General features: G+C 40.2%; 7 protein-coding genes and 1 riboswitch. Of the genes, 2 read left to right on the top strand and 5 right to left on the bottom strand.

Translation table 11 applies throughout. The annotated features are described in order from the left end of the window. Positions 1–288: 288 nt before the first annotated feature. A complete protein-coding gene (gene gnd / locus IEV91_RS10785) occupies positions 289–1725 on the bottom strand; it encodes an NADP-dependent phosphogluconate dehydrogenase (RefSeq protein WP_188497441.1) in 1437 nt (478 codons plus the stop codon). Between the two features lie 318 nt (positions 1726–2043). After that, positions 2044–2158, top strand: a riboswitch (SAM riboswitch). 135 nt (positions 2159–2293) lie between these two features. On the opposite strand from gnd, the gene metH reads away from it, so the two are divergent. Both metH and IEV91_RS10775 read left to right on the top strand, forming a co-directional pair. After that, complete coding sequence (gene metH / locus IEV91_RS10780; protein ID WP_188497440.1) at positions 2294–5731, top strand: methionine synthase; 3438 nt, start codon at positions 2294–2296, stop codon at positions 5729–5731. A gap of 26 nt (positions 5732–5757) precedes the next feature. Next, positions 5758–7719 (top strand): bifunctional homocysteine S-methyltransferase/methylenetetrahydrofolate reductase, encoded by a 1962-nt coding sequence (locus IEV91_RS10775; protein ID WP_188497439.1) that lies wholly within the window; start codon positions 5758–5760, stop codon positions 7717–7719. Positions 7720–7929: 210 nt separating this feature from the next. On the opposite strand, the gene IEV91_RS10770 is transcribed toward IEV91_RS10775, so the two are convergent. From IEV91_RS10770 to IEV91_RS10755, 4 genes are all read right to left on the bottom strand, one after another. After that, positions 7930–9231 (bottom strand): ABC transporter substrate-binding protein, encoded by a 1302-nt coding sequence (locus IEV91_RS10770; RefSeq protein ID WP_229745543.1) that lies wholly within the window; start codon positions 9229–9231, stop codon positions 7930–7932. A gap of 164 nt (positions 9232–9395) precedes the next feature. Beyond that, positions 9396–10532 carry a LacI family DNA-binding transcriptional regulator gene (locus IEV91_RS10765; RefSeq protein ID WP_229745542.1) on the bottom strand — a complete coding sequence of 379 codons (1137 nt, stop codon included), beginning with the start codon at positions 10530–10532 and terminating at the stop codon, positions 9396–9398. Positions 10533–11118: 586 nt separating this feature from the next. Beyond that, entirely contained in the window at positions 11119–12426 is a 1308-nt protein-coding gene (locus IEV91_RS10760) for an ABC transporter substrate-binding protein (RefSeq protein ID WP_188497438.1), read from the bottom strand. 118 nt (positions 12427–12544) lie between these two features. Continuing rightward, positions 12545–13858 (bottom strand): ABC transporter substrate-binding protein, encoded by a 1314-nt coding sequence (locus tag IEV91_RS10755; protein ID WP_188497437.1) that lies wholly within the window; start codon positions 13856–13858, stop codon positions 12545–12547. Positions 13859–14160: the final 302 nt, after the last annotated feature.

The raw sequence follows: 14160 nt of genomic DNA, 5'->3' as shown, positions 1-14160 counted from the left end.
TTACCTCCTTTGGTAAAACCATCACACTAAATCAACAATATTAATATACTAGTATGGTAGTTGTTTTTCATTATAAACCCGATGTTTTTAAATTTCAAGCGTTTTCATGAATTTTTATAGTCCTAAAAAGAGAGCATCTCAAATAAAAAGATGAGTCGATCCGTCTTTAAATCACTGGTGGTTCTGATTTGATCCTCTGATATGATTCTTGATACAAAAAAAACGCAGGACAATGAGTGACATAAAACACTCATTTCCTGCATTTCTAAGTCCAAATTCCCAATAAAATTATAGCTTGGTTTCGCCATCATTTCCATACCAGTCAAAGTGGTAAGTGCCTTCTTTATCCACTCTTTCATAAGTATGAGCACCAAAATAATCCCTTTGCGCCTGTATAATATTAGCCGGTAAAGTCGCACTGCGATAAGAATCATAGTAAGCAATAGCCGATGAGAACGTCGGTACGGGAACACCTGATTTAACCGCAACTGAAACCACTTCACGGACAGCGTTTTGGTAATTAGCGGTAATATCCATAAAGTAATCATCCAACATTAAGTTTTTCAATTCAGGGTTCTTATCATAAGCATCCGTAATCTTTTGTAAGAACTGGGCACGGATGATGCAGCCCGCACGGAATAACTTAGCAATTTGACCATATTGCAGATTCCATTGATATTCTTCACTGGCTGTTCGCATTTGCGCAAAACCTTGAGCATAGCTCATAATTTTACTAAAGTATAAGGCTTGGCGGATATTTTCAATTAAAGCTTGCTTGTCACCATCATAGGTATACCCTGTTGGTTTGGTCAAAACTTTGCTTGCTTCTACTCGCTCGTCTTTAAAAGCGGAAATGAAGCGGGCAAAAACGGATTCTGTAATTAAAGGCAAGGAAACCCCTAAATCTAATGCACTTTGCGACGTCCATTTTCCTGTTCCTTTGTTACCCGCACGATCCAAAATAATATCCACCATTGGTTTTCCAGTTTCGGGGTCTTTTTTCGTCAAAGCATTCGCTGTGATTTCAATCAAAAAGCTATCCAGTTCACCTTTATTCCATTCGGCAAACACTTCAGCCGCTTCCTCTACTGATAGTCCTGCCACTTCCCGTAGGAGATGATAGGATTCAGCGATCAATTGCATATCACCATATTCGATCCCATTGTGTACCATTTTCACATAATGGCCAGCACCATTAGGGCCAACATAAGTGACACAAGGCTCGTCATCTTGAGGCGCTTTAGCTGCAATTTTCTCAAGAATTGGAGCGACTAGATCATACGCTTCTTTTTGGCCACCAGGCATAATTGCTGGTCCCTTTAATGCCCCTTCTTCACCACCAGAAACACCTGTTCCAATAAAATTAATCCCTGAAGCTTGAAGTTCTTCATTACGGCGCATGGTATCTTTGAAGAACGTATTTCCTCCATCGATCAAAACATCGCCTTTATCAAGATGTGGAAGTAGAGATTGAATGGTTTTATCCGTTGGTGTCCCAGCCTTTACCATCATCATGATCCGTCTTGGCGTCTCAAGAGACGCAACAAATTCTTCAATAGAATAGGTAGGGACCAAATGCTTATCAGGATTTTCTTGGATCACTTCATCGGTTTTGGCCGCTGTACGATTATAGATCGATACTGTATAGCCTCTGCTTTCAATATTCAAGGCCAAGTTTTTTCCCATAACCGCCATACCGACGACGCCGATTTGTTGTTTACTCATTCTCACCACTCACTTTCTTAATGCCATTCGCATCTGAATAGTTCTAGTGTTACCCAGATGGCTTGCATCAATCATTATGTAATGTAACACAAACTTTTTTATTTTATCTTATCTCCTGCACTCTCAATCATCCCAGGAGTCTTTCTCTCTCGTGGACAGTTGTGTTACTAGTATATTATCACAATTTTGATGCAAAAGAGAATCTCAAGTGATTTTTCTAGGTATTATACTAAAAAAATAGTGAATAATCATGTTGACAATCTAAATTAAAATCTGTATGTTATTGAATAAAGGTTTTGTGCGAAAACTTTGTATATTCTCTTATCTAGAGCAGGCGGAGGGACTGGCCCGATGAAGCCCGGCAACCGGATGATACCTTTTTGTATGGTCACGGTGCTAACTCCAGCAGAAAGTATTTTCTGAGAGATGAGAGTCCGGACATCGATATGTTCAGGGTCTTTCTCTATGAGAAAGGCCCTTTTTAATTTTTTTATCTCTAAATAGAGTGTTGCTTTGCAGGTGAGAAATCAGCACCACTTAATGAAACATAAAAGGAGTTTAAATGTACATGACCACGAACATTAAAGATAGTCTGAAACAGCGGATTCTCATTCTCGATGGTGCGATGGGAACCATGTTACAACAACAGGATTTATCTGAGGCTGATTTTGGAGGAGAAGAGTATGACGGATGTAATGAATACTTATCAATGACCCGTCCAGATGTTATTTCTCGCATTCATTATGACTACTTAATAGCTGGGGCTGATATTATTGAAACCAATACCTTTGGTGCCACTCCCATTGTACTATCGGAATATAATCTCGAGCATTTAGCGGAAGAGCTCAATGTACAATCAGCCAAACTCGCGAGACAACAAGTTGAAACTGTTTCAACACCTGATTGGCCTCGCTATGTCGCTGGCGCTATGGGACCTACAACGAAAAGTCTCTCGGTGACTGGTGGTGCTACTTTTGATGAACTTGTGGAAAGCTACCGTATTCAAGCCCGTGGTCTCATGAAAGGTGGCGTTGACCTTCTATTATTGGAGACCTCTCAAGATCTGTTAAATGTTAAAGCGGGAAGTCTTGGGATCAATCAAGCTTTTTCCGAACTCGGCAGAAAGATTCCGATCATGATCTCTGGAACGATAGAACCGATGGGGACTACGCTCGCAGGCCAGACGATTGAAGCTTTTTATCTGTCCGTTGAGCATTTAAAACCCATTTCTGTTGGGCTTAACTGTGCTACTGGTCCAGAATTTATGCGCGATCATCTTCGAACCTTATCTTCCCTAGCGCAAACCGCTGTGAGTTGTTACCCGAATGCCGGTCTCCCAGATGAAGAGGGGCATTATCATGAAACACCTTCAAGTCTTGCGAGCAAACTTGCCGATTTTGCCGATCAAGAATGGCTCAATATTGTCGGTGGCTGCTGTGGGACTCGACCTGAACACATCCAAGCCTTGCGTGAGATTTTAAAAGATAAACCCCCTCGTTCGTTTGCCACACCTCATGATCATGCGATCTCAGGTTTAAATGCCGTTTTTTTAGAAGATGATAATCGGCCAATTTTTGTCGGTGAACGCACCAATGTCATTGGTTCGAGGAAATTTAAACGCTTGATTTCTGAAGGAGAGATTGAAGCTGCTTCTGAAATTGCGCGTGATCAAGTCAAATCAGGGGCACAAGTGATTGATATCTGCCTTGCCGATCCAGACCGTGAAGAAGCTGAAGATATGAATCAATTTATTCCGCAGGTTGTTCGAAAAGTTAAAGTTCCTCTCATGATTGATTCTACAGATGCTACTGTTGTGGAGCTTGGGCTTAAGCATTCTCAAGGAAAAGCGATTATTAATTCTACTAATCTAGAAGATGGTGAGGAGCGCCTTGCTCGTTTTGCTAAACTGGCTGTTCAATACGGTGCTGCTCTTATTGTTGGGACCATCGATGAACAGGGTATGGCAGTCACGCGAGAGCGTAAATTAGAGGTTGCCAAGCGTTCAGTCCAACTCTTAACAGAAAAATATGGAATGGACATCCGCGATATTATTATTGATCCACTGACTTTCCCAGTAGGAACGGGAGACCAAAAATATATTGGGTCCGCTCAAGAAACAGTCGAAGGGATTCGTTTATTACGTGAGCACTTACCTGATTGTCCACTTATATTGGGAGTCAGTAATGTCTCCTTTGGTCTCCCTCCTGCTGGACGTGAAGTGCTGAATTCTGTTTTTTTATATGAATGCACTCGTGCTGGTCTCGGTTACGCCATTGTCAATACTGAGAAACTCGAACGCTATGCTTCGATCTCTGATGAGGAAAAACAGTTATCTCGGCGCTTGCTTTTTGAAACAACGGATGAATTGGTTGCAGAATTCACCGCTTTTTATCGTAAGAAAAAACCGCAAAAAACGGTGGAAACGAGCACTTTGCCGCTAGAAGAACGTCTAGCAAAATATGTGGTGGATGGCACAAAACAAGGCCTTCTTCAAGATCTTGATGAAGCGTTAAAAACCACTCTCCCATTAGACATCATTAATGGCCCACTTATGAATGGCATGTCAGAGGTTGGACGTTTATTTAACTTAAATGAATTAATTGTTGCCGAAGTCTTACAAAGTGCTGAAGTGATGAAAACAGCAGTCTCTTATCTTGAACCTTTTATGGAGAAATCTGATAGCGCCAACAAAGGGAAAATCCTCCTCGCTACTGTTAAGGGCGATGTGCATGATATCGGGAAAAACTTAGTAGAAATTATTCTTTCAAATAATGGCTTTGATGTCGTTAATCTTGGGATTAAGGTTCCACCTGAACAATTGATTAAAGCGTATAAAGAGCTGAAACCAGACATGATTGGTCTATCAGGTTTACTTGTGAAGTCAGCTCAACAAATGGTGGTCACTGCTGAAGACTTTCAAAAGGCAGGTGTCAAAGCGCCATTACTTGTTGGCGGTGCAGCTCTTACCAAAAAGTTTACTTATACAAAAATAAAACCCAACTATGAGCCGCCCGTCATATTTGCGAAGGATGCCATGCAGGGTTTGGATTTTGCCAATCGACTAATCACGCCCTCTGAGCAGAAAAAATTGTTAGATGAACTTGAGGAAACGCGCCTTGAAATGGTAGGTTTAAAGACTCTGACCAACGTGAAAAAAAACGAAGACGATAATGAACCAAAGTTGTCACCCATAAAACGGGATACCCCTATCTTTACCCCACCCGACTTTGAACGTCATGTATTAAGGGATTATCCAATAAACTATCTTCGTCCTTATATCAATTTGCAAATGTTAATTGGAAGACACTTAGGGCTTAAAGGAAATGTGACAAAGCTAATAGAAGCAGGCGATCCTAAAGCGCTTGATTTACTTCAACTTGTAAATGAACTTCTAGACATGTGTGAGAGTGACCATATTATCCGTCCGCAGGCTGTCTATCGCTTCTTCCCTGCTCAGGCCGTCGGAGACGAAGTCAGGATTTATGACCCGGATAATCATGAAAGCGTGCTCGAGCGCTTCACCTTTTTACGTCAAGAACAAAAACCTTACCTTTGCCTCGCCGATTATTTGCGTCCAAAGGAAAGTGGTGAAATGGATTATGTCGCCTTTTTCTCTGTCACAGCTGGAAGAGGCATAAGAGAATTAGCGGAGGACTGGAAAAATAAGGGCGATTATCTACGTTCACATGCTATTCAAGCGCTTGCCTTAGAGCTCGCTGAAGGCTTTGCAGAGCGAATTCACCAAATGATTAGGGATCAATGGGGATTTCCCGATCCTCTGGAGATGACCATGCGTGAACGTTTTATTGCTCGCTATCAAGGCGTCCGTGTTTCCTTTGGGTATCCGGCCTGTCCTAACTTGGAAGACCAGAAACAATTATTTAGGCTCATTAACCCTGGAGATATTGGAGTTGAATTAACAGATGAATACATGATGGATCCCGAAGCCAGCATCTCAGCTATGGTCTTTGCCCATCCTGAAGGCAAGTACTTCAATGTCAAATAATCATTATAATTTTGGAGGTGATGAGAATGTCAAAAGAACGCCGTACTCAGTTTCTTGAACAATTAAAAACAGATTACATTATTGGCGATGGCGCCATGGCAACATTATTACATCAATCTGGGGTTCCCGCTCGCACCTGCTTTGAAGCCCTTGTTTTGAATCAACCTGAATTGGTACAGGAAGCCCATATGGCTTATCTTTCAGCGGGAGCGACACTGATTCAGACCAACACTTTTAGTGGTCATCGAATGGGACTAGGTCGCTACGGCTTAGAAGATCGCGTATGGGAAATTAATCACTCCGCGGTTAAGGCGGCGCGGCAAGCGATTCAGCTTCATCAAGACCATTTACAAATAAATAATGTAACCCATTCAGAAGCTTTTGTTTTTGGGACAATCGGTTCAACTGCAGATATTAAGGTTCCTAATTTTAATAGCCAAGGAGCTCGCATGTCCTTAAAATTTCTTTTTGAGGAACAACTCACCGCCCTTCTAGAAGCGTCGGTTGATGGCCTTTTGCTCGAAACCTTTTCTGATCTTACAGAATTACAATTAGCTGTTGAAACTGCGCGCCAATTTACCAACTTACCGATCATAGCGAATTTATCCCCTGAAGCGATTGGTGTCACAAGAGATGGTTTCCCCATTGATGAAGCTTTTAGCATTTTAGAAGATGCAGGGGCAGATGTTGTCGGGCTCAATTGCCGTCTTGGATTATCAGGGATATTGCGCAGTTATGAGAGCCTTGAGTTAAACCCTCATTCCCATTATGCGGCCGTTCCAAACGGTGGATTATTGCATATGGTCGATGGCGAATATTCTTATACAGGAAATGCAAACTATTTCGCTAAGATTGGCCTACAACTTGTACAAAAGGGCGTTAAATTCATTGGCGGTTGTTGTGGGACAACACCTGATCACATTCGTGCATTGGCAAAGCAGCTCAAAGATTTTTCACACTCTAAAGCTACAGCAGAGCCTACGCTTTCCCATGTCTCGATACAGAAGCCAATCCAAGTTAGGAGTAGAACATTAGAGCCCAAAATGCCCACTGACAAATGGGATCAAGAATCCCTAAACGTTATCCCTCAGCAATCGCTTGTACAAAAAGCAAAACATGAGCCGACTATAATTGTCGAACTTGATCCACCAAAGGTTTTGGATGTGACAAAATACATAAACGCCGCCGAAAAACTTCATCAAGCAGGGGCAGATGCCATCACGATTGCAGATAATTCATTAGGAACCGTTCGTGTGAGTAATATGGCGATCGCAAGCCAGCTCAAAAATAGAGGCATAGAGCCTCTCGTGCACATCGCTTGTCGTGATCGAAATCTCATAGGTCAACAATCACATTTAATGGGGCTTCACGTTCTTGGGATTCACCATATTCTTCTTGTAACGGGCGATCCTTCGCGTTTCGGTGACTTACCAGGGGCAACTTCTGTCTATGATATGTCGTCAACTGACCTATCAAAAATGGTAAAAAAGCTGAATCATGGCGTGGCCTTTTCTGGTCAACCTTTAAAACAGAGCGCTACATTTGTCATTGGCACCTCTTTTAACCCACATGTTCGCAACTTTAATAAGGCCATTGACCGTCTGAAGAGAAAACTTGATGCCGGTGCTGATTATGTGATGACTCAACCTATTTTTGATATTCAGCTCTTTGAAAAATTAGCCCGTGCCGTGGAACCCTTCAATGTCCCCGTATTTGTTGGTATTATGCCTTTGACAAGTTCGCGAAATGCTCAGTTTTTGCATAATGAAGTTCCTGGGATCCAAATTCCCGATTCTATACTTGAGCGTATGGATAAAGACTCAAATAAAGAAGCAGCGCTTGAAGGACTATCAATCTCTGAAACACTGATTAACGAAGCGCTTAACTATTTTAATGGGATCTATCTCGTCACACCCTTTTTACGCTATGACCTTACCTCCCATTTGACTCGCTATATTCACGGGCTTAAAAAAACAGTTAAAGGCTAATGAAGCGGCGAAACAAAAAGGGTTTAGTAAAACTTGCTATCTAAGGTGACACTCCATACCTACAAGAACGCTTACAAATATGTTATTCTAAATGAACAAGCGGCTGATTGAATAACACTGTTCATAACTGCCATTTAATGTGTCAGTAAAAAAGGGAAAAGGATCTCGACCATCCCTTTCCCTCATGCATTGCTTTTATGTGATCATCCGTTATTGACCGATAGCACTATGAGCTTTGTTCATAAAATCTTCAGCTGCTTGTTCAATAGAAGCTCTTCCAAATGAAATCGAGTCAGCCGCATCACTAAACGCTGTTGTGACTTCTGTATTCCCCTTGGGTGGATATGGGGCAGTATCAGCAATTTTAAGCGTTTTTTGGATAAATTCAAGTGACTCTTGTTGATTTTTATCTAATTTGGGTTTTACAAACTCATCCATTTTGGTTGAACCTGGCGCTCCTTGCTCAACCTTAAATATCCCCAGTGCTTTTTCCGAGTTAACAAAGAAGTTAATGAATTCTGCTGCTTCCTTTGGATGCTTTGAACCTTTTGTAATACTTAGGTAGGCTCCTTCTACATATTCCCCATTTGTTCCATCTTCACCCTGAGGATATCTTATCATCCCTAAGTCATCGTTCTTCAATTGATCCTGATAAAGATACAATTGATTGGCAGGAATATCATGTATGAGGACCTTGTCTTTAACAAAAAGACTTTGTTCAAGCGAGACGTTTTTATACTCATTCCCTGTTGCCGCATCTGGAATCGCCCCAGCCTTGCGCAATTTATCCCACATTTTAAACCAATTGACAACATCTGCTTTATCGAAACCAAGTTTTCCATCAGCCGTATATATTTCTTTTCCTTGAGTCCTTAGGAAATATTCAAAGTTAGGTTGCATGTGAGAACTTTGGTCATCTATCGCCCAAGTTCCTTTTAAACCCTTTGTTTTAATTGCCTCTTGTAAATCTATCACTCTATTGACAAAGTCATCCCAAGTCCAATTATCATCAAAAGGTTCCACACCTAATTTTTTTATTTGAGTATAATTAACAATCTCACCTGAGGTGGTTACGCCTTGAGCAACCATATAGGTTTTCCCATCAACCTTCCCACTATCTACCACAGATTTAGGAAAATCACTAAGATCAATTGTCCCAGAATCAACATATTTACCTAGATCAATAAGTGTGTTGCGCCGAGCATAATCGGCAACATATCTTGCATGCATACTGACCACATCGGGGGCATTTCCACCCGCCGTTTGCGTGGCAAGTTTATCCCAATAGTCATTAAAATTCCCAAACTGTCTCTTCACTTCAATGTTAGGATGTTCTTTTTCAAATTCATCTGCAATGTCATTATACTTTTTATTGCGTTCAGTATCTCCCCACCAAGCGATTGAAATCGTCACTTTCTTATTTTTCCCACTACTTGTTGAGGAGTCATTTCCACACCCTATTAACCCTACAATTAAAAGGATGGAGAACATTGCCATAACCCACTTTTTCACGAAACGATCAACCCCTTACATTTATTTAGATATTCATCAAACATTAATGACCTCACATCCACATTAGCAAACACTCACTGTAAGGGTTTACAATATATGTGAATAGAAGCCCTTTAAACAAGAGTGCTTTCTGTTAAACATCACCCCCTTTAGAGAAAAAAGGTTTATGGTCTATGATAACTCTCTGATATTGACGAGTTTCTCACAATCAACTCGGGTTCTAAAATAATTGTTTCTGATTCTTCGTCGTTGTTGCCAGCAATGGAATCCACCAACATCTGAGTCGCCTTCACACCCATGTCATAACCGGGCTGTTTAATGGTTGTCAAAGGAGGTTCGAGATGTTTGGCCCATGCTGTCTCATCGTAACTGACTAAGGCGATATCCTCAGGAATTTTCAGATGAAGTTCTCGAATGGCCTCCATCGACTGAAGTGAGATCATATTGTTCGTAGAAAATAGCGCATCCACATCAGGATTTTTTCGCAAAAACGCCATAGTGACTTCCTTAACGTCTGATACCGGGTCGATTAAAAGGATTCTAAAATCTTTCTTTGCATATCCTCTGGACAGGAGAACCTCTTTATATCCCTCGACTCTTTCCTTCCAAGTACTGACATGTGGATTATTAAAAGCCGTGACAGCAATCCTTTTTCTCCCCTCATCCATGAGATGATTGACGGCGAGAAATGCGCCTTGATTATTATCAACAACTACGTTTTTCACGACTAAATTTGGGATTTTTCTGTTCACCACCACAAATGGGTACTTGGACTTGACTAATTCCTCATACATTTCCATGTTCCTGACTGTAGGGTTAATGACAATGCCATCAACCTGACGGCGCTGAAATTCTTCTATATAATGTTTTTCTTTATTAGGATCTTCATCTGAGTTGCATATCATTAAGCTGTATCCTAATTTATGACAGGTATCCTCAACGCCCTCTAGAACAGATGACCAATAGGGGTTTTTAAGATTAGATAAAATGATCCCGATAACATTAGTACTCATTGATTTAAGACCCTTAGCTAAGGCATTCGGACGATAATCTAACTCCTTAATAACTTGTAAAATTCTATCCCGTGTTTCCTCCTTTGTGTGAGCGTAATCTCCATTTAAAATTCGGGAGACCGTCGTTTTCGACACACCAGCTTTTTTTGCTACATCGCTTATTGTTACTTTTGCCTTTTTCAACTCATTCACCATTTTCTCTTCATTATTAAATAAAGCGCTTTCTTTTATTTCTAGGGAACCGATTTCGGGAACCGATTTACTTACTACTTTAAGCGTTAACGCCACTCTTGTCAACACCTATATGGCCTTTATAATAAAATTTTTTATATTCACATTTTTAAGCTATTAATAACCATTTATCACTTTGCTATGGGCAATAACTAACACTGTGATCTATATAACAACTCAACTTCTTTTTTATTAATCATAGGATAATGCCAACTTGACTCAGATAAATGTTTATAGTTATTCCTCAGAGGAGATCAAAATAGAGTAGATTATAAATAGGCAAAAAAGCCAAATTTGCGTGTCCAAAACAAATTTTGCAAAGCCAATCAATAAACTTATGACGTTTGTTCTATTTATAGGAATAGAGGGGTCAATAATAGAATAAGCATGTTATTACTATTATATACTGTTTGCAGTAAAATCGGCTGTGCCCCTTTTTCTTTTTCTGTCGGAAAGCTAAGGCATTGTGGCATTATATAGAATGGTCCTAAGAGTCTAAGGATAAAAGCAATCCCCCTCCTTAATTAAGAAATAAATAACTCCCCTTAAGTAGAGACCCAATTTTTTATCTTCTACTAATGGGGAGTATAGTAAAGCAAATAAACTTTATTTTCACTTGATAAAATCAATGCGCTCTTAAAAACTATTGATTTAAAATTCTACCTGCAGTTGTCATAAAATGATCAGCGGCTTGTTTAATAGAAGCTTTCCCATAAGCAATGGACGTTGCTGCATTATTGAATGCAGTGGTAATTTCGGCACTGCCAACTGGTGGGTATGGGGATTGTCCAGCATATTGAAGTGCTTTTTCTACATAATCTACGCCATCTCGTTGAGCCGGATCGAGCAAAGGTTTGACAAACTTAGTCATTTTAGTTGAACCAGGTATCCCCTGTTCAACTTTAAATATTTTTAGAGATTTCTCGGAGTTCACGAAAAAGTCAATAAATTTAGCAGCCTCCCTTGGATGTTTTGAATTAGCCGAAACACTCAAGTAAGCTCCTCCTACGTATTCTCCGTTTTCGCCATCTTCCATTGTTGGTTGTCTAACCATATTAACCTTGCCATTTTTAACTTGTTGTTGATATAGATAAAGTTGATTCCCGGGGGCACCGGCAATCGCTACTTTTTCTTTTGCAAATAAACTTTGCTCTAGAGAAACACTCGCATATTCGTTACTGGTTGCTGCATCTGGGATTATCCCTTTTTCCCTCATTTCATCCCACATGGTGAACCACTCAACAAGATCATTTTTATCAAAGGCTAACTTCCCATCACTCGTATAGAGATCCTTACCCTTCTCGCGGACAAAATTGTGAAACAATCCAAAATCAGTACTTTCATCAGTGACTCCCCAATGACCCTTTGATTGCCCCTTCGACTTAAGTGCTTCTGTTATGTCTGTAGCTTTTTGGACAAAATCATCCCAGGTCCAATTCATGTTAGGATAATCAACACCTAATTGATCAAATAAAGCCGTATTATACATTTGTCCGCCTAACGAGACGCCTTGTGAGACCATATAGAGTTTCTCATCTATTTTCCCACTATCTCTTACTGATTCTGTAAAATCATCTAGATTGAGCACCCCAGAATCTACATATTTATCTAAATCAAGCAGTCCATTTCTTCTTGCATAATCGGATACATAGTCTGGATGCATACTAATAATATCGGGGGCATTCCCACCTGCCATTTGTGTGGTTAACTTATCCCAATAATCACTCCAATTTCCTGATTGCCCTTTAACGATGATATTTGGATGTTCCTTTTCAAACTTTTTTATGATGCTATTGTATACTTTATTTCTCGTTGTATCTCCCCACCATGAAAAATGAATGACTACCTGTTTTGCCTTTTTACCTGAAGTCGATTCGTCATTACCACAACCTATTAAACCGATGATTAATAAACATGAGGATATAATCAAGATAAATTTCCTGATATTCATTGAAATAAACGCTCCTTTTTGAAATAGCTCATGCACGAAAGATATGAATTAAAAGGGGATGAGTAACGTAATGTCATCATCCCCTTATTGGTGGTGCCTTCTATTATCGATCTTTTTCTTACTGGTTTAAAATACTCTTCGCCTTTTTCATAAAAGTATCTGAGGCTTCCTTAATTGATGCCTTCCCAAAAGCAATGGAGGAAGCGGCATCTTCGAAAGCAGTTGTAATCTCCGTATTTCCTTTTGGTGGGTAAGGTGCCTTTGTTGCTGTTTGTAATGTATCTTCTATGAATTTCATCGCCGATTGTTGTGCTGGTTCTAATGAAGGCTCAATGAGTTTTGCAATTTTAGTGGAACCTGGATTTCCTTGTTCAACCTTGAAGATTTTACCTGCCCTTTCATTATTAACAAAGAAGTTGATAAATTCGGCCGCTTCTTTTGGATGTTTTGATTCTGCCGAAATACTCAAGTAGGCGCCCTCAATCAATTCTCCACCTTTGCCTTCCAATGTCGGTTGTCGAATCATCTCAACCTTTTGATCTTTCATCTGTTGTTGATATAAATAAAGTTGATTCGCTGGAAGTCCTGAAATCGCGACTTTGCCTTTGACGATCAAACTTTGTTCTAAAGAAACATTCGCATACTCATCAGAAGTTGCCGCATCAGGAATCGCCCCTTCCTTTCGCAACTTATCCCACATCGTAAACCAATCGATAACATTTTGTTCGGTAAAAGCGATTTTTCCATCTTCTGTATAAAGTTGATTGCCTTTTTCCCTCACATAATATTGGAATAACGGTTGGAAGTTATTACTTTGATCTGAAACGCCCCAATGTCCTTTTCCCTCTCCCTTAGCCTCAAAAGCTTTCTTTATCTCTAGAGCCTTATCACTAAAGTCATCCCATGACCAGTCCATGTCTGGAGTAGACACACCTAGTTCCTTCAATAAACTGGCATTATAAATCTGGCCCGACATGGTCACTCCTTGTGCAACCATGTAGGTCGTATTGCCGACTTTAGAGCTTGCCTTCACTGAATCAGGGAAATCATCGAGATTAATCACACCTGAATTAATATATTTATCCAAAGACAGCAAAGTATTTCTTCGTGCATAATCTGACACAAATGTTTGGTGCATACCAATGATATCCGGAGCATTTCCCCCTGCGATTTCAGTGGCCATCTTATCCCAATAATCTCCCCTACTTAAAGCTTCACCTTTTACTTTAATATCGGGATGCTCTTTTTCAAATTCAGCAATAATCGCATTGTAAACTTTATTGCGAGGCGGATCTCCCCACCAGCCAAATCTTATCGTCACTTTCTTACTATTTTCTCCTGAAGCATTCCCATTCGAATTGTTACTGCATCCCATTAAACCAAATGCAAGCATGATTAAAAGAAATACATAGACAACTTTATGCTTTAGCATGCAACACACCTCACCTTTTTAATGGCATACTGTTTCATAAAATCAAGTGGTCCAATTCCCCATTCAAAGCGACATAATGTTTTTTTCTTGAACGTTTATCTTTTTTCTTACATGGCGTACTTCCAAAGCTAACCGTTTTTCCACATGAATGGCCGAATACTGTAGCGAATCGTTCCATAATGGTGAATACCATCGCTATATCCGTCACTCGTGATTTTCTAAAGGTTTAGAATCTCCTCTTTCTCCTTTTTAGCCATCTCGGCGCTCCTCTAATTGATATAGATCCTAGTCGATCCCCTCCA

The organism is Pullulanibacillus pueri (assembly GCF_014639255.1).
Lineage (GTDB): Bacteria > Bacillota > Bacilli > Bacillales > Sporolactobacillaceae > Pullulanibacillus > Pullulanibacillus pueri.
This window is presented reverse-complemented; position numbering and strand designations above follow the sequence as displayed.

Bases quoted from the DNA above. Each gene is read 5' to 3' on its own strand.
- gnd (WP_188497441.1), bottom strand. From the start codon at position 1,725: ATGAGTAAACAACAAATCGGCGTCGTCGGTATGGCGGTTATGGGAAAA.
- metH (WP_188497440.1), top strand. From the start codon at position 2,294: ATGACCACGAACATTAAAGATAGTCTGAAACAGCGGATTCTCATTCTC.
- IEV91_RS10775 (WP_188497439.1), top strand. From the start codon at position 5,758: ATGTCAAAAGAACGCCGTACTCAGTTTCTTGAACAATTAAAAACAGAT.
- IEV91_RS10760 (WP_188497438.1), bottom strand. From the start codon at position 12,426: ATGAATATCAGGAAATTTATCTTGATTATATCCTCATGTTTATTAATC.
- IEV91_RS10755 (WP_188497437.1), bottom strand. From the start codon at position 13,858: ATGCTAAAGCATAAAGTTGTCTATGTATTTCTTTTAATCATGCTTGCA.